This is a genomic window from Roseibium sp. LAB1, from assembly GCF_054658235.1.
Genome location: NZ_BAAGIB010000003.1, coordinates 328,330 through 343,747 on the forward strand (window position 1 = coordinate 328,330; position 15,418 = coordinate 343,747).

A 15,418-nucleotide genomic window follows, 5' to 3' on the forward strand; every position below is an offset into this window, starting at 1 on the left:
ATTTGAACCTTGTGATCGCCACCCCGCGGGTGTTTGGTGCCGTTGGACGCGCCGTAAACATATGAGGTTTTCAAAATGCCCGTATTTTCGAGGCGGGAGATCCTGCTTGGCGGCGCCGGGGCGCTGACGGCGTTTGCAGCTGGCGGACTTGGCGCCAGGCAGGCGCTGGCTGCCGAGCACAGCCTGACCCTTTCCAGTCTGAATCACTCTGTCCTGCCGGACACGGTGACCGCGGACATGATGAGTTTCAGCCCCGGCGGAATGCCGCCGGTGCTGCGGTTTCGAAAGGGACAGACCACCACGATCGACGTGCACAACGCGCTCGACGAGGCGTCGGTGGTTCATTGGCACGGGCTCAGGATCGCCAACAACATGGATGGCGTGCCCTATCTGACGCAATATCCGATCGAGGCTGGAAACTCATTCCGCTACGAGTTCACGCCACCTGACGCGGGCACTTTCTGGTACCATCCGCATTGCAACACGCTGGAACAGATCGCCCGGGGCCTGACCGGGGTCATCGTGGTCGAGGACGAAGAAGATGCGGGCTTCGACAGCGATCTGCCGCTGAACATTCGAGACTTCCGGCTCGGAGGCGATGGCCAGTTCATCGCCTTCTACAAGCCCCGCAACGCTGCAAGGGGCGGCACGCTCGGAACCGTTTCGACGGTCAACTGGCAGCCTCAGCCTGTTTATGAACTTGCCGCGGGCAGCCTTGTGCGTCTTCGTCTGGCTGTCACCGATCTCACACGGGTCGGCCGATACACGATCTCCGGTGCGGAGGCGCTGGTGATCGCGCTCGACAGCAATCCGCTGCCGAAGCCGGTGGCGATGGACGAAATCGTGCTGGCACCTGGTCAGCGGGCTGATGTTGCCCTGCGGGTGCCGGACAGTGAAGATAAAGTCGCCACGCTTGTTCTGAAAAAGCCGAACGGCGACAAGGTGCTCGCAACGTTTCAGCCAAAGGGTGCGACGGCCGGCAGGGATCTGCGGGAGTTGAAGCCCCTGTCGCCGAACCCGGTTCCCCGGGCGGACCTTGCCAATGCCGAGGTTCTGGATTTCGTGTTTGGCTGGTCGCCGGGTGGGGATGCACCGCAGGCAAGCATCTGTGGTTCACTCGGGTATACCTTCTGGTCGATCAACCGGGTTGCCTGGGGCGGCGATGTGCCGGGGCCGTTCGATCCGCTGGCGACCTTGAAACACGGCAAATCCTATATCCTGCGCTTTCGCAACGAGTCGCCGAACGATCATCCGATCCACCTTCACGGCATGTCGTTCCAACTGCTGCGCTCGAACAAGCGCGAGTTGCCGCCGCTGGTGACGGACACGGCGCTGCTTCTGGAAGAGGAAACGATGGAAGTGGCCCTGGTCGCCGACAATCCGGGCGACTGGGCGTTCCACTGTCATGTGATCGAACACCAGAAAACCGGCCTGGCCGGTTTTCTGCGTGTCGAGGCCTGAGGGATATCTGACCGATCAGGCAGACAGGGAAATCGTGAAGGAATGTTCGTCGCTGTCTTCGGCGGCGGACGCATATTGTGCAACATGCTGCCGGCGCTCCAGCCAGGTTTCCCCATCAAGGCCGTCGCCCGCCAGAAGCTGTGTGGCATATTCGGCATGTGCGCCGTGATAGGCATCGCGCCCCAAAGCGCGTGCGGCGACATGTGCGGGGACGGCATCCTGTGCACCGAACAGCCCGCCTGAGGACGAACCGAAGCCGGTTTGCTCTGCGAGCGCGGTTACCGGCTTCTGCCGAATGCGCATGGGATGGATGGCCGAAACGGGTCTTACTTGCATGTCAGTCTCCGGGGTGGGCCAGTCCGTGGCCAGTCTTTCGGAGGTCCGGGGAGTCCGGATCTGTCTTTTAATATAGGGTGCCTGGCAACAGAAAAATGTGACGCGCGTCACACTTTGACGGGTGAAGAGTTTGCCGGCTGCTGTCTGGAGGTAACGGTTGTCTGCCGAATTTGTTCCCGGCCGTCCTCATTTGGCGCAGTGCTCCTGCCTTCAGTCTCGGTAGTCCGGCTGATATGCCTCCTCCCCCTCATCCTGAGGAGCGCGTTTGCGCGCGTCTCGAAGGATGGCGGCATATGCGGAACAAGCGACCCGTCCTTCGAGACAGCGTTTCGCGCTTTCTCAGCATAAGGGGGAGGGACGGCGTGCGGGCAGGAAGCTGGGCAAGGAAGTGGGCGGTAAAGGCAGGCTAGCCTCGCCTGAAGCGTGCGGGGGCAAACCCAAAAAAAGACCCGGAGCAATGCTCCGGGCTGAAGGTCTCCAGTGGTACTTCTGGAACTTGAACAGGCTGGCCTAGCGCTCCGTCTTGAGCAGCCGGCCCGCCGGGCGCTGGCGTGGCAGGGCGGCTGTTGCCCGGTAGGAGTTCACGCCGGTCAGGGGTTCTGTTTGCCTGCGAAACCTTGTGTGGGGCTCTCCATCGCGGGTCGCGATCAGATGAGCAAGGAATATCGAATTCGGATAGTAGCGTGCGCTGAAGGCAATCTGTTCGCGCTCGAGCTCCGGTTCCACGGGAACGGGAAGCTGCGCGGCAAAAGTCGTTTGACGCTCGGATTCCGTCTCTCCCACGGAGGGACGTTTGCGCCTCACATTGGCACGACCTGCAGAAGAAACCGGGTTAACTCGCACGATTTAACGCCTCTTTGTTTCAGAATGGCACGCGCTGGGCGGCCTCATCCGAAACGTCGCAATCACCGTGCCACGTTAACCTCTTGTTAACTTTTTGTCCGCAGAAAACCGCCGTTTCCCATTAACAATCGTTAACGTGGTGGCGCAAAACCGGACACTTTTCAGTGAGAAACGGGGATAGCGGTGGTAACCGCCACCAGGTTGTTGCGGCTGGCGGACATTCCTGAGCGCGAGGGGAATCGGATCCGTGGTGCGGTTGAAAAGTCAGCCTGAGCGGTGTTCCAGCAGCTCTGGCGGCCGGACTGTCAACGGCAGGGTGAAGTCGTCCGCGCTCAGTTTTTGCGTCCTCAGAAGATGCTGCAGGCTTACGGTAACCGACATGGCATCATCGAGAGCGTCGTGTTGCCGCCCATCCGGTGTCTCCAGGCCGAAATATTCCGCCAGCCGCCCGCTTGTCATCCTGCCCATATCCGCAACGGGAATGCCTGCATTCAAGACGAGACCGATGGCGTTGCCGAACCGATGCGCGGGGATCGGCGGGATGAGCCCTTCGATATAGGAGCTGATGGCCAGAAGGGTCAGTTCATCCTTGCCCCAGCACCAGAAAGTCGCGCCATCGGCAAAGGCCGCAAACCTTGCCAGCGCGTCAATGTGCGCAATGCCTTCGCGGTCGATGTCCGCCTGGGAAATGCCGGTCAATTCGGTAAAGAATGGGTCCACCTTCGGTCGGGTGCCGAACCTGTCCCTCGGCTTGATCAGCACCTTGAAGGTATCGAGAATGTCATATCCACCCTGAAGGGAGAGTTTTACCGCGCCGATCTGTGCAACGTTCGGATCAGGATCCAGCGGGCCGCACCATTGCCGGCTCATGGCACCGGGTGCGGTCAGATACTCGCAGTCGTAAATGATCACATGGTGCATGGAACAAGAATCCGTCCGGTCAAACGATGGAGAAAATAACGGCAGCAACAAACAGCAGAACGGTTGAATAGAAGGTCAGGGCGAAGCCGAAGGCCCTGGCGGCCGCTCCTTTTTCATAGCCGTGCCAGAACAGCGCGCGTCCGCACCAGAACAGGGCGGTGGCAGCGGGCAAGGCGCCGAGATACCCGACGGGGGCAATCGCTGCGAACGCGAGGTAGGTCAGGCCGGCCAGCGCAGTCTGCTCCAGCGTGTTCTGGAGCACGGCCTGCAGCACCCTGGCCTTGTCGGTGCCCGAGGTCAGTCCGCTGCCATCGATATCTTCAGGTGTGAAAAAGCGGTGCCGCGCCAGAAGGCCTATCGACAGGAGCAGCCAGAACGCGCTGGCAAGCAGGCATTGGGCGGCGAGGGTCAGGCGCGCCTGTAACGCGTCATCCGGCTGCCAGTCGAACGGAAACCGAAACGCGCCCAGGGCCAGTCCGACAAAGGAGATGATCACTGCAGCGATCATTCCCTTCAGAACACCATGCTGTTTTGTTGTAAGGGGCATGCTGTTGCTGCCTCGCGATACTGTACCGACAGAGGCAAGGGACCATACCCGGCACCAAAAGAAAAGTGCAGGAAGGGGCCGCTGCAAGACAGGCAGGCGCGGCCAAACGGGCCGCGCCTTCGAAAAATCACTTCCAGTACTCGTCAATCCGGTGCCTTGCCCGTCCAGGCACTGCGGTCGATGTCGAGATCCGTGAACTTGTCCGGGTCAAGAACTGGCCTGGCAACACCTTCCCGAAGCTGCCTCTTGAAGTCGTCCAGGATCCGCTTGGCGGTCGGGAACAACATCATCAGTGCCAGCAGGTTGACCACGGCGAGGACCCCCATCAACGGGTCGGAGAAGAAGAAGACCGCGGTGGCGCTCGGAGCCGTCGCGCCCAGGAAGACCACACCCATGACAGCGACCCTGAGAATGTGCAGAGCCATGGTGCTGGACGTCATCGAGCTGAGCGCATTCTCGCCGAGATAGTAGTTGTAGATGATGGAACTGAAGGCGAAGAGCAGAACAGCGCCGGTCAGGAAATAGCTCGTCCAGTCGCCTAGATGCGATGCAAGCGACTGCTGGGTCAGAACCACGCCATCGATGCCTTCCGCGCCCGGAACATAGACATCGCCAAGCAGGATGATCAGCGCCGTACAGGTGCAGATGATCATCGTGTCGATGAAGACCGAGAAGGACTGGGTGATGCCCTGGCTGATCGGATGGCGGACTTCCGCCGTCGCGGCAACGTTGGGCGCTGAACCGAGACCGGCTTCGTTGGAGAAGAGCCCGCGGCGCAGACCTTGCGCGAGCGCGGCACCCATGCCGCCGCCAACCACCTCTTCCAGCCCGAAGGCGTTGAGAACGATCGTGTAGATGACGCCCGGCACCTCCGTGATGTTGAGAAGGATGATCAGCAGAGCCATGCCGATATAACCGACAGCCATGATCGGAACGATGATGTCCGCCGCCTTGGCAATCCGGTGGATGCCGCCAAAGACGATCAGGCCGGTCAGTACCGTCAGACCGATGCCCGTCCACAGGCGGCCGATGCCGAGGCTTTCTTCCGCCGCGCCTGCCACCGTATTGCCCTGGAAGGCGTTGAAGCCGAAGGCGAAGGAGGCCATCAGGCAGAGCGCGTAAAGCACAGCAAGCCAGCGGTAGTCGGCGCCCAGGCCATGGATGATGGTGCGTGCCGGACCACCGCGATAGGTGCCGTCACCGGTGGACCGCTTGTAGAGCTGGGCCAGCGAACATTCGATCAGGCTGGTCGCCATACCGACCAGGGCAATGGCCCACATCCAGAAAACTGCGCCAGGCCCACCAAGGGTGATTGCCACGGCAACGCCTGCGATGTTGCCGCCGCCAACCCGACCGCCGACAGACAGGAGCAGAGCTTCGCGGGCGGAGATTGCGTTGGGGTCACCGGACTGGTTCTTTGAAGACAGCACCCGGAACATACGCAGAAAGAAGCGTAACTGGACGAAACCGGTAACGACGGTGAAGAAGATGCCAATGACGACGAGAAACGGGATGAGTGCCCACCCCCAGGTCAGGTCGCCGATAAGGGCGAAGAACGCCTCGACAAGCTGCATGGATCCAACCCTCCTTTATGTTCCGCAAGGCTGACGAAGGGGCAGCCTCGACGGAATTGGCAGGGTAGGCCTCAATTTCCGGTGTTTGCAATAAAAAAGAGAGGGGTTGGAAACCACAGCCTTGGATTGCCGGGCCGGTCTACAAGCTCCGGACAACAAAAAACGCGGCTCGAAGGAACCGCGTTTTTCAGATCGGATCGGGAAGCCTGCCTTAAGCGGCCAGAGCGCCCTGTGCCTGATCAACCAGGGCCTTGAAGGCATCCGGCTGGTTGATGGCGAGGTCAGACAGAACCTTGCGGTCGACTTCGATTCCGGCCTTGTTCAGACCGTCGATGAAGCGGCCGTAGGTCATGCCGTGCTGGCGCGTTGCCGCGTTGATGCGCTGGATCCAGAGCGAACGGAAGTTACGCTTCTTGGCCTTGCGGTCGCGATAGGCGTATTGTCCTGCCTTCTCGACGGCCTGCTTGGCAACGCGGATGGTGTTCTTGCGGCGGCCATAATAGCCTTTTGCTGCCTTGATTACTTTTTTGTGGCGAGCGTGGGCGGTAACGCCCCGTTTGACGCGTGACATTTAGGTGATCTCCTTCGGGGCTGGCTTTAAGCGTAGGGCAGGAACTGCTTCACGATCTTTGCATCCTGATCGCTCAGCGTGGTGGTGCCACGGGCGTTGCGGATGAACTTGTTCGTGCGCTTGATCATGCCATGACGCTTGCCGGCCTGCGCGGTCTTCACCTTGCCGGTCGCGGTCACTTTGAAGCGCTTCTTGGCGCCGGACTTCGTCTTCAGCTTGGGCATTTTGCATCCTTTCCTTGGTGCATCCGTTCAGAACGGATACTCTTTTGTTGGTGCATTCAGAGCCGACACGGCATGCCCTTGGTTGTCGAAAACGGTCTGTGCAAGAACACAGAAATCCAGTCCACGACGAGCCGGACGACTCTGGACCGGGCGCTTATATGGGAGCTTTCCCCGGAATGCAACCGGTTTCCGCGCCTTTTTCGCGGTTTCGGCCGTGCTTTGACGGGCTGCCCCGCGACCAAGTCTGAGGCCGCGGAGATGCGTGGCGGGAGGGCAGGCCGGGTCAGGCGGCCAGGTCACACTCCTGCCGGGCGGCCTGCAGACTGGCCGAGACCTTTTCAGGATCGGCGACGGTGCCCTGCACGGCAATGAAGCGGATATGTTCAATGCCGAGGAACGACAACAGGAACTTCAGGTAGGGCTGCACGAAATTGGCTGCGGCAAAAGGCTGGCCATCGAGATAGCCTTCGGCGCCATAGGCGGAGATCACTACCGCTCGCGGGGTTTTTGCAAGGCCCTGAAAGCTGCTGCCGTCAAAGGAAAACGTGTGTCCGACGCGCACGATCTGGTCGATCCAGGCCTTGAGGGCCGCCGGAACCGAGAAATTGTAGATCGGAGCGGCGATCAGCAAAGTATCTGCGTCCTGCAGTTCGCCAATCAGTCGGTCGGACAGCGCGGTTGCGTCCCGCAGCTCCTCGGTCATGGCGGCTGGCTCCGTATAGAAGCCTTCGATGGTTTTCTGACCGATGATCGGAATCGAGCCATCTGCGACGTTGCGCGTGATGACGCGGCAGTCGGGATGTTTGCTGCGGTAGCTGGCCTCGAAATGATCGGCAATGGCGGTGGAGTGCGAGCCGGTCTGGCGGGAGCTGGAATTGATGCGAAGAAGCAGTGTCATGGGGAAATCTCCTGGTTGGGACGATGCCCGCAGGCTATTTCTGCAGATGACGAGGAAAAACACTGTGGTCTGCAGGATATTCGTGCTTATTCTGCATGAATGGATCTGCAAGCCCTCAAAACAATTCTCCTCGTTCGTGACCTCGGCAGCCTGGCGGCCGCAGCGCGCGCGTTGGATGTCGATGCGTCGGGTGTCTCCCGGACGGTTTCCACCATCGAGCGTGAACTCGGACAACGGCTCTTCCAGCGCAGTACACGCAAACTGTCCCTGACGGAGGAGGGCGAAGCCTATTTGCAGCGGGTCGCGCCGCTGGTCGAGGAGATTGAGGCAGCAAACGAGGACATTGCCGCCAGAAGCCGGCAACCTCGGGGTACCTTGCGCATGACGGCGTCGGTCGCCTTTGTGCTGGAGGGGATCGTGCCGCTTCTGCCGACCTTTCAGGAGCGATACCCGGATATCTCGGTTGAACTTTTTCCATCCGACAGCAATCTCGATCTTCTGGCCGAAGGTCTGGACCTTGCTATCCGCCTGGCTGCGGCGCCAAAAGGCGATCTCATTTCAACCAAGCTGCTGCAAACCCAATACCGGGTAGTTGCCTCTCCGGACTATCTGGAAAGGGAAGGGCACCCTGAAGCGCCGGGTGATCTTTCGATGCGAAATTGCCTGTGCTTTGCCCTGCCGGACTTTCGTAACGCCTGGCGGTTCAGGCAGGAGGACGACGCGCCCTTCGATGTCGACGTTTCCGGCAGAACGACAATCGCAAGCGCACTTGCGCTGCGTGAAGCAGCCAGGATTGGGCTTGGTCCGGCATTGTTGGCCGACTGGCTGATTGCGAACGACCTGAAGGACGGCAGGCTGGTCGACCTTTTTCCTGACCACACGTGCGCTCCGGCGAACTTCGAAACCGCCGCGTGGATCCTCTATCCGAGCAGGGCCTATCTGCCGCTCAAGGTGCGGGTGATGATCGATTTCCTGAAAGAGGAACTTGGACGCTCCGGAGCCTAAGCGCTTGCGCTGGGGCAACGCCATTTCCCTACCGCGATTTCATGCTGGCGCAGGAAAAAGCATTGGCGGCCTAAGGGGCTCTGGACAGACGGCCTGAAGGCATTCGCCCGGGCAGACCAATTGTCCACCCAGGCAGGACACCGTGTCAGGCGTTTACGTCGACGACGACGCGGCCTTTTACCTGACCTTTCAGAATATCTGCGCCGAGCGCCGGCAGGTCTTCCAGGGTTGCCGGATGGATCATCGCTTCCAGCTTGTCCATCGGCAGGTCTTTTGCAAGCCGTTCCCAGGCTTTCAGGCGGCCGTCATAAGGCTTCATGACGCTGTCGATGCCCAGCAGGTTGACCCCGCGCAACAGGAACGGAATGACCGTGGCCGGCAGATTGGCCCCGCCCGCGAGGCCAACCGCCGCAACGGAGGCGCCGTATTTCATCTGACCGAGAACGCGTGCGAGCATCGGACCGCCAACGGCATCGACGCAACCCGCCCAGGTCTCGCTTTCCAGCGGACGCTTGACCGTTTCGGCCACATCATCACGCGGCACCACGCGGGCAGCGCCGAGGGACTTCAGATAATCCCAGGTGCTTTCCCGTCCGGTGACGGCGGCCACTTCATAACCAAGATTGGCCAGAATGGCGGTCGCCACAGACCCGACGCCACCGGCTGCGCCGGTGACCAGCACCGGCCCGTTTTCCGGCTTCAATCCGTGTTCCTCAAGCGCCATCACCGCAAGCATGGCCGTGAAACCGGCCGTGCCGATGGCCATGGCGTTGCGGGTGGTCAGGCCTTCCGGCAGCGGCACCAGCCATTCGCCCTTGACCCGCGCCTTCTGGCTATAGCCGCCCCACCAGGCCTCGCCGACGCGCCAACCGGTCAGCACCACCTTGTCGCCAGGCTTGTACCAGTCGTCGGAGCTTTCCTCGACCGTGCCGGCAAAGTCGATACCGGGCACATGCGGATAGTTTCTGACCAGACCGCCGCCCGGACCAAGGCACAGGCCGTCCTTGTAGTTGAGCGTGGAATATTCTACCGCAACTGTAACGTCGGCTTCCGGCAGCCGGCTCACGTCGATGTTCTCTATCGCGGCGTGGGTTTTGCCGTCTTCGTCCTTGTCGACAATCAGTGCCTTGAAGGTCATGAGCTATTCCCTTTGCTTTGCTGTTTCAGGCAGCGGCTTCCGCCGCCGGGCCGGACCAGTCGATCTGACAGATTTCAGCACTTCTGCCGTCAAAATCCCAGACCCTGCCGTAAGCGCGCACGCGACCTTGCGTGGCGGTGGCCACCGTGATGTCCGAGCCCATCCAGTATTCGGTGTTCTTGACGACAATATCCTCATCGGGATTGGCACCGCGCACCGGCTCCACTTCGCCCTTGATCGCCTTGCCGACGATCAGGCGGCGTTTCTTGCCTTCGTTTGTGTAGGAGACCGGAGCGCGTTCGGCGCCCAGAAACTCGCTGACCAGAACCCGGAACAGGCCGGTGGTGCCTTTGGCCTGGCCGGAGAAGATCTTGATCAAGCCGTCATAGGCCGCTTCGCTGGCTCGCTCGTCGATATAGGCGGCAGCCTTCCAGTTGCCACGGGCCATCAGGCCGGGAATCTCCAGAACGAGGCCGACATTGAGGCCGGACAGATCTTCACCCTCGTAGTGGCCTTCATCGATGCGCACACCGGCCCAGGCCTGGCAGTACCCCTCGGTGGGCGGGTGCTGGCCAAGCGATACCACGCAGGGGCAGAAGACGGTGCAATTGCAGTTGAGGATCAGCTCCCCGCGGATGGCCCAGCCGGACATGATTTTCTCCCTATATGGTTATCGGTAATAACGGCAGAACCAGAACCACCAGTCCGGCCAGAATGAGGAAAGCGCCGAGTGGCGCAGTTAGTTTCGCGCCGATGTCGGGAAGTTTTTCCAGCGTCATCAGCACCATGGCGAACCCCATGAAGGCGAGGTTCATGGTGCCGGCAACAAAGGCAAGCAGCATCAATGCCCAGCAGCAGCCGAGGCAGACGGCGCCGAGCCTGAGGCCGAGCCCCAGCCCGCCCCTGGCGCCCGGCTGCCAATGGCTGAAAAAGAAGGTCAGCGGGTTCCGGCAGGAGCTGAGGCAGGCCTGCTTGAGCCGGCTGAACTGATAGGCGCCCGCAAGCAGCAGCAAGGCCGCGTTCAACGAATTGGAAACGGATTTGCCGAACGGATCGAGCAGGGTTTGCCCCGCCAGCCTGACCTGAAGAAAGCCCGCCAGAACCGAAAAGCCGAGCCAGACGGCCAGATATCCGCCCACCAGCGCGGCCAGCGGCAGGCTGCCGGCGGCTGCTGTTTGCGTCAGCTGCGCATAGGTGCGAAAGGCGGGAAAGGCCGTGGGCGCCATCATCGCCAGGGCCATCAGCGCCCACATGGCGACAGCAGCGCCGAAACCGGCATTGGCGGCGGTTGCCGAACACAGCGACAGAAACGCATCCAGCGGCAGGCCCAGTGGTTGCCCGACAGACTGCCAGCCGGCTGTAGTCTGCAGGCTGCCGGCCTGCATGGCGAACAGCACGGCCCAGGCCGCCAGAATGGCAGCGTAAAAGGTCAGCCAGAGCGCTCTGTGGCCAGGCATGAGCCGCGCGACGGTGTCCACCCGATCCTCCCGATTTGATTGTTGCCTAGGCTGAGGGGGAGGCTCACAAAAGTCAAACATTTAATTGTCAGACATTTAAACAATTCGTTGACCGGGCCGGACAGCCTCTTTAGGTTTGCCGGGGTTCAGGCGAAAAAAACGCGGAGGTTCTGTTGGCGATTGAATTCAACACGATTCAAAAAGAGGGCCTTTCGGTCCAGATCGCCAATGCCATCCGCAACGCCATTCTGGAAGGCCGCCTTGCCGGTGAGGAGCGCCTGCCGAGCGAAGCCGATCTGGCGGATCGCTTCGGCGTGTCGCGATCGACCGTGCGTGAGGCGTTGAAACGGCTTGCCGCCCAGAACCTGATCCGCAGCGAGCGCGGTTCGTCCGGCGGCGCTTTCGTCAACCGGATGACCTGGGCCGAGGCGCAGGACAACCTGATGACCACCACACGCCTCTTGATCGGCATGAACGACATTCCGCTGGAAGACGCCATCGAGGCCCGCTTCGCGCTTGAGACCGCGGCGCTGCCGCTGGCGGCGGAAAAACGTACTGAAGAACAACTTACCGAGCTTGGCCGGGAAATTACCCGGCAGAGAGACCGGGACACGAGCGACGAGGACTTCTGCGCCTCGGATGTCGCGTTTCATTCTGCGATAGCAAGGGCAACGGACAACCCGATCCTGATTTTCCAGTTGTCCGCCGCTTTCGAGGCGATGCAGCCGCTGATGAACATGCTGGTCTACCGCCTGCGCGACCGTGAGCGCATTGCCGACCTGCACCAGGCCCTGGCCGATGCGCTGGCAGCGCGAGACAGCGCCGGGGCAGCGCAGCATCTGGACGCCCTTTCTGCCTACACGCGGGAACTTGCGGCGCAAAGGCGTAAGCCGCGCAGCGCATAACGCTCCTCTTTCAGTCTTGTCTGTCCTAATCCGTGCGAAACGTGAAGGCGATCCCTGTCAGGCTTTTTCCTGAAAATCCGGCTTTGTCAGAGGCTTGCGAAATAAGTAACTCTACGGCATTGCTCGATATCATCCTAAAGTCTAATATAGACGAAAGTCGAAGTTCGAATCGTGGCGAAATCGCATCCCGCGTCTGCCGAGACGGTCACCGGATGCGCCATCTTTTGAAAAAGGTCGGCTTTTGTACACTCGGGCAAATGCGGCTGGGTGTGCAGGTCCGAACAGAGCCCGCACTTGCCTCGGCAGGGGGCTCCACCTAACGGAGCAGTGCCATGAAATTCTGGAGCATCGCCGTCGTCGCCATGATCCTCGCAGGCGTCGCCGCCACCAAGGCCACCAACCCAAGCCAGGCCCTGACCGACAGCACCGTCACAACCGGCATCCCGGTCACGACGTTGCACACGCCGGTTACGCCGTAAGGCGACCGACACATTGCAAGCGCAGGCATCCTCGGCCTGCGCGCTCAGACTTGTTTTACGCAAGTTGCTTCGGCTGCCTCCCTGTGCGCAGCCCTTTATCCGGCCTTGAGCGATCTTTGCTCGGCCGTGCTTCGACTCACATGATGGCTTTTTTGATTGCCGCCACTTCTGCCCGATTGGGCATGGTGTGGTTGCGTCAAATTCCATGATTTTCAGAAAGTAGGAAACTGGTGACCCCGACAGGATTCGAACCTGTGACCCTCAGATTAGGAATCTGATGCTCTATCCTGCTGAGCTACGGGGCCTTAATGCGGTCGATTAGCATGATTTGACGCCCGTGGCGACCCCTGGCTGCAACAGACTGTGGGCGCCGGTGGTGATTGTTTTCAGGTGATGCCGAACCGGGCCGTGGGCGTTTCATTGGCGTCCTCATTTTTACCGGCGTTTTGACGCTGTGTCTTGGACTTGCCTTATTCGCTGCTTAGCAGTTTGGATCGTCGTGACCGCTTTCTCAGCTTTGCCCGATGCCATGCATGTTGCCGGGTGACGTGTGCCTTGCGCTGCCTGTTTGCAGGACGCGCTGTGGAAGAGGTTCGCGCGACAAGGTGAAGGGATCGGACGTGCCGCAAGGGCGACAGACAACGGATTGGACGAAGGTCGCGCGGGCGAATGGCCTGCGTTCGGCTGCCGTTCAGTTGGTTGCCGGCTGTGCGGCCCTGCTGGTGACGCAGGCCGTTGCTGCCGACGAGCTCCCGCCGCTCGAACGACAGGAGCCGCTCGCGGTGGCTGATGTTTGTGCTGGAGCGCCGGAAAAAGCCGTTCCCGTGACCTACGACAGCGATGTAGCCCTTTTCGTCTCCGCGTCCGGGGAACGCTTTTTTGTCAGCGATACTCAGCTGCCGATGAAGATCTCAGGGCAGGCGAGTGGACAGGGCGGTGGCCGGAACACGCTGCAGGCCTTTTTCGAAGCCCGGCCGGATCTGAAAGTAACTGCAACAGCGGCAGGGCCGGAAAACCGCTGGGGGCTGACGCCGGGATGGGTTTTCGTTTCGTCTGGTGGCCGTTCCGCGCTTCTGCAGGCGGAGCTCCTGAAGGCAGGTATTGCCATCTTCGCGCCGGACCGGGCGGGAGCTGCCTGCGCGGATGCCCTGAGGGCTGCGGAGACACAAGCCAGCCAGGCCAGGACCGGCCTGTGGGCCGAACGCGCGCCGCGTCTCGTCTATTCCACCGCCGCGCCGGAGTCTTTCAGCAGCGCGTCTGGGCACTATGTTATCGCAAGAGGGCGTATTGTTTCTCTTGGAAAAACACGCAGCACCCGTTATCTGAACTTCGGCAATTACTGGAAAACAGATTTCACGGTCACGCTGAAAGCCTCTGACGAGGACGACGTCAACATGGCCCTCGGGCGGTCCGGCTGGACGCTGGATGCCCTGGAAGGGCAGGTTGTCGAAATACGCGGCTCCGTCCAGGACCGGGACGGGCCGTCTATGGTGCTCCGGCATCCGGAGCAACTGGTGGTACTGAATGACAAAAGGGCAGGACGTGACGGCCAAAGCAGCAACTGATTTCCGTCAGCCGGCATGTTTGCCCGCACGGCGCGGCCTGCGCCGGACCTGGCTGCGCAACCTGGTTGCGGGTGGTTCAGCGCTTCTGGTGGCCTCCTGCCAGCTTCTGGGCGACGGCCCGACCGTCGGCACGGTGACACCCGGCACCTTGCGTCCAAACCTTGCAGCAGACATCGGCGAGCGCGAGCATCCGCGTGTGGTGGCTACTTATGGCGGCGTCTACAAGGATGCCGGAGCGGAGCGGGCTGTTGCCAGCGTCGTCGGCCGGCTGGTGGCAGCATCGGAAGACCCTTCGCAGAGCTACAAGATCACCATTCTGAACTCGCCCGCGATCAATGCCTTCGCGTTGCCGGGCGGCTATCTTTATGTCACCCGCGGCCTGCTGGCCCTTGCCAACGACACCTCGGAAGTTGCCGCGGTTCTTGCCCATGAAATGGCGCATGTGACGGCCAATCACGCGATCAAGCGTCAGCAGCGCGCAGAAGCCAAGCAGCTTGCCAACAAGATCCTGACTGACGTCGTGCAGGACAGCGAAGAAGCCCGAAAGGCGATTATCTCGTCGCAGCTTTCCTTTGCCCGCTTCAGCCAGGTGCAGGAGCTGGAGGCTGACGATATCGGGGTGAAGACACTCGCAAGAGCCGGGTTCGACCCTTACGCGGCCGCACGGTTCCTGCGCTCGATGGCAGCTTTCGCAAGTTACCAGTCCGCCGACAAGTCGGGCTCCACGGCGCCGGACTTCCTGTCGTCACACCCTTCGACACCGGAACGGCTGCAGATCGCCATCCGCGCGGCGCGGCAGATCGGTGCCCCGGGTATCGGCGAGCGTGACCGGGCGCGCTACCTCGGCCAGATCGATGGCATGCTCTTCGGTGACGATCCGCTTGAAGGTTTCGTCCGGGGCCGATCGTTCCTGCACAAGGCACTCGGCATCAGCTACACCGTGCCGTCTGGCTACATCCTGGAAAACACGCCCGAAGCGGTTCTGGCAAGCAATGGCGACGGCACGGCAATCCGTTTCGACGGCGCCGACGTCAGCGGCTACTCAGGTCTGCGCGACTACATGAATTCCGGCTGGATCAACGGACTGCTGCCGGAAAGCGTGCGCGAGACGACCATCAACGGCCTGCCGGCGGTCACCGGGGCGGCCATCACCCAGGGCTGGTCCTTCCGCATCGCCGTGGTCCGGATCGGCAAAACAGGGTATCGCTTCATCTTCGCCAGCCGGTCGCCCAACGATACGTTCGACCGGGATTTCCACCAGACCGTGGAAAGCTTCCAGCAGCTGTCGCCGACCGAACGCGCCCGCCTGCGCTCGCTCCGGATCAAGGTCGTCACCTCCAAGCCGGGCGATACGCCGCGCAAACTGGCGATCGGCATGAGCGGTGTCGAACCGTCGCGGCGGCTGGAATTCTTCTCCATCCTGAACGACCTGAACGCGGATAAGGCTATCCCGACAGGTACCGCCATCAAGCTGATCGTCGACTGACGCTTGCC

17 protein-coding genes and 1 tRNA gene are annotated in these 15,418 nt (G+C 61.1%); 6 read left to right on the plus strand and 12 right to left on the minus strand.

What is annotated here, in order from left to right; genetic code table 11:
* The first annotated feature begins 75 nt into the window (after positions 1-75).
* A complete protein-coding gene (locus ACYQ54_RS19480; RefSeq protein WP_460085577.1) occupies positions 76-1,461 on the plus strand; it encodes a multicopper oxidase family protein in 1,386 nt (461 codons plus the stop codon).
* A gap of 15 nt (positions 1,462-1,476) precedes the next feature.
* On the opposite strand, the gene ACYQ54_RS19485 is transcribed toward ACYQ54_RS19480, so the two are convergent.
* The 8 genes from ACYQ54_RS19485 to ACYQ54_RS19520 all read right to left on the minus strand — a co-directional run bounded on the left by ACYQ54_RS19485 (position 1,477) and on the right by ACYQ54_RS19520 (position 7,375).
* Positions 1,477-1,797: a hypothetical protein gene (locus ACYQ54_RS19485; protein WP_460085578.1), complete on the minus strand. Its 321-nt coding sequence runs from the start codon at positions 1,795-1,797 to the stop codon at positions 1,477-1,479.
* A gap of 510 nt (positions 1,798-2,307) precedes the next feature.
* Positions 2,308-2,580, minus strand: a complete 273-nt coding sequence (locus ACYQ54_RS19490) for a hypothetical protein (RefSeq protein WP_460085580.1) — start codon at positions 2,578-2,580, stop codon at positions 2,308-2,310.
* Between the two features lie 324 nt (positions 2,581-2,904).
* Positions 2,905-3,561, minus strand: coding sequence for a 3'-5' exonuclease (locus tag ACYQ54_RS19495; RefSeq protein ID WP_460085581.1), 657 nt, complete (start codon positions 3,559-3,561; stop codon positions 2,905-2,907).
* 19 nt (positions 3,562-3,580) lie between these two features.
* Entirely contained in the window at positions 3,581-4,108 is a 528-nt protein-coding gene (locus ACYQ54_RS19500; RefSeq protein ID WP_460085582.1) for an MAPEG family protein, read from the minus strand.
* A gap of 143 nt (positions 4,109-4,251) precedes the next feature.
* Positions 4,252-5,682 (minus strand): alanine/glycine:cation symporter family protein, encoded by a 1,431-nt coding sequence (locus tag ACYQ54_RS19505; protein WP_460085583.1) that lies wholly within the window; start codon positions 5,680-5,682, stop codon positions 4,252-4,254.
* Between the two features lie 211 nt (positions 5,683-5,893).
* Positions 5,894-6,253, minus strand: a complete 360-nt coding sequence (gene rplT, locus ACYQ54_RS19510) for a 50S ribosomal protein L20 (RefSeq protein ID WP_023002609.1) — start codon at positions 6,251-6,253, stop codon at positions 5,894-5,896.
* Between the two features lie 26 nt (positions 6,254-6,279).
* Complete coding sequence (gene rpmI, locus ACYQ54_RS19515) at positions 6,280-6,477, minus strand: 50S ribosomal protein L35 (protein ID WP_023002610.1); 198 nt, start codon at positions 6,475-6,477, stop codon at positions 6,280-6,282.
* Between the two features lie 283 nt (positions 6,478-6,760).
* On the minus strand, positions 6,761-7,375 hold the full coding sequence (locus ACYQ54_RS19520; RefSeq protein WP_460085584.1) for an FMN-dependent NADH-azoreductase: 615 nt from the start codon (positions 7,373-7,375) through the stop codon (positions 6,761-6,763).
* Between the two features lie 99 nt (positions 7,376-7,474).
* Here ACYQ54_RS19520 and ACYQ54_RS19525 point away from each other — a divergent pair, with 99 nt between their 5' ends.
* Positions 7,475-8,380: a LysR family transcriptional regulator gene (locus ACYQ54_RS19525; RefSeq protein ID WP_460085586.1), complete on the plus strand. Its 906-nt coding sequence runs from the start codon at positions 7,475-7,477 to the stop codon at positions 8,378-8,380.
* A gap of 145 nt (positions 8,381-8,525) precedes the next feature.
* Here the strand turns inward: ACYQ54_RS19525 and acuI are convergent, their stop codons facing one another.
* Genes acuI through ACYQ54_RS19540 form a run of 3 tightly spaced genes read right to left on the minus strand, consistent with a single transcriptional unit; the run spans position 8,526 to position 10,996 of the window.
* Positions 8,526-9,518, minus strand: coding sequence for an acryloyl-CoA reductase (acuI, locus tag ACYQ54_RS19530; RefSeq protein ID WP_460085587.1), 993 nt, complete (start codon positions 9,516-9,518; stop codon positions 8,526-8,528).
* Positions 9,519-9,543: 25 nt separating this feature from the next.
* The gene (locus ACYQ54_RS19535; RefSeq protein ID WP_460085588.1) at positions 9,544-10,170 is read right to left on the minus strand and encodes a DUF1326 domain-containing protein; all 627 of its coding nucleotides are present in this window, start codon (positions 10,168-10,170) and stop codon (positions 9,544-9,546) included.
* Between the two features lie 10 nt (positions 10,171-10,180).
* The gene (locus ACYQ54_RS19540; RefSeq protein ID WP_460085590.1) at positions 10,181-10,996 is read right to left on the minus strand and encodes a DUF2182 domain-containing protein; all 816 of its coding nucleotides are present in this window, start codon (positions 10,994-10,996) and stop codon (positions 10,181-10,183) included.
* A 152-nt stretch (positions 10,997-11,148) separates the two neighbouring features.
* Here ACYQ54_RS19540 and ACYQ54_RS19545 point away from each other — a divergent pair, with 152 nt between their 5' ends.
* Positions 11,149-11,880 (plus strand): FadR/GntR family transcriptional regulator, encoded by a 732-nt coding sequence (locus tag ACYQ54_RS19545; RefSeq protein WP_460085591.1) that lies wholly within the window; start codon positions 11,149-11,151, stop codon positions 11,878-11,880.
* 332 nt (positions 11,881-12,212) lie between these two features.
* On the plus strand, positions 12,213-12,359 hold the full coding sequence (locus ACYQ54_RS19550; RefSeq protein WP_460085592.1) for a hypothetical protein: 147 nt from the start codon (positions 12,213-12,215) through the stop codon (positions 12,357-12,359).
* A 228-nt stretch (positions 12,360-12,587) separates the two neighbouring features.
* On the opposite strand, the gene ACYQ54_RS19555 is transcribed toward ACYQ54_RS19550, so the two are convergent.
* Positions 12,588-12,664 (minus strand) — tRNA-Arg (locus ACYQ54_RS19555).
* A 315-nt stretch (positions 12,665-12,979) separates the two neighbouring features.
* Here ACYQ54_RS19555 and ACYQ54_RS19560 point away from each other — a divergent pair.
* On the plus strand, positions 12,980-13,924 hold the full coding sequence (locus ACYQ54_RS19560; RefSeq protein ID WP_460085593.1) for a hypothetical protein: 945 nt from the start codon (positions 12,980-12,982) through the stop codon (positions 13,922-13,924).
* Complete coding sequence (locus ACYQ54_RS19565; protein WP_460085594.1) at positions 13,884-15,410, plus strand: M48 family metalloprotease; 1,527 nt, start codon at positions 13,884-13,886, stop codon at positions 15,408-15,410. The genes ACYQ54_RS19560 and ACYQ54_RS19565 overlap by 41 nt, the downstream gene beginning before the upstream one ends.
* Positions 15,411-15,418: the final 8 nt, after the last annotated feature.

Bases quoted from the DNA above. Each gene is read 5' to 3' on its own strand.
- ACYQ54_RS19480 (WP_460085577.1), top strand. From the start codon at position 76: ATGCCCGTATTTTCGAGGCGGGAGATCCTGCTTGGCGGCGCCGGGGCG.
- ACYQ54_RS19485 (WP_460085578.1), bottom strand. From the start codon at position 1,797: ATGCAAGTAAGACCCGTTTCGGCCATCCATCCCATGCGCATTCGGCAG.
- ACYQ54_RS19495 (WP_460085581.1), bottom strand. From the start codon at position 3,561: ATGCACCATGTGATCATTTACGACTGCGAGTATCTGACCGCACCCGGT.
- ACYQ54_RS19500 (WP_460085582.1), bottom strand. From the start codon at position 4,108: ATGCCCCTTACAACAAAACAGCATGGTGTTCTGAAGGGAATGATCGCT.
- ACYQ54_RS19505 (WP_460085583.1), bottom strand. From the start codon at position 5,682: ATGCAGCTTGTCGAGGCGTTCTTCGCCCTTATCGGCGACCTGACCTGG.
- rplT (WP_023002609.1), bottom strand. From the start codon at position 6,253: ATGTCACGCGTCAAACGGGGCGTTACCGCCCACGCTCGCCACAAAAAA.
- rpmI (WP_023002610.1), bottom strand. From the start codon at position 6,477: ATGCCCAAGCTGAAGACGAAGTCCGGCGCCAAGAAGCGCTTCAAAGTG.
- ACYQ54_RS19520 (WP_460085584.1), bottom strand. From the start codon at position 7,375: ATGACACTGCTTCTTCGCATCAATTCCAGCTCCCGCCAGACCGGCTCG.
- ACYQ54_RS19525 (WP_460085586.1), top strand. From the start codon at position 7,475: ATGGATCTGCAAGCCCTCAAAACAATTCTCCTCGTTCGTGACCTCGGC.
- acuI (WP_460085587.1), bottom strand. From the start codon at position 9,518: ATGACCTTCAAGGCACTGATTGTCGACAAGGACGAAGACGGCAAAACC.
- ACYQ54_RS19535 (WP_460085588.1), bottom strand. From the start codon at position 10,170: ATGTCCGGCTGGGCCATCCGCGGGGAGCTGATCCTCAACTGCAATTGC.
- ACYQ54_RS19550 (WP_460085592.1), top strand. From the start codon at position 12,213: ATGAAATTCTGGAGCATCGCCGTCGTCGCCATGATCCTCGCAGGCGTC.
- ACYQ54_RS19565 (WP_460085594.1), top strand. From the start codon at position 13,884: ATGACAAAAGGGCAGGACGTGACGGCCAAAGCAGCAACTGATTTCCGT.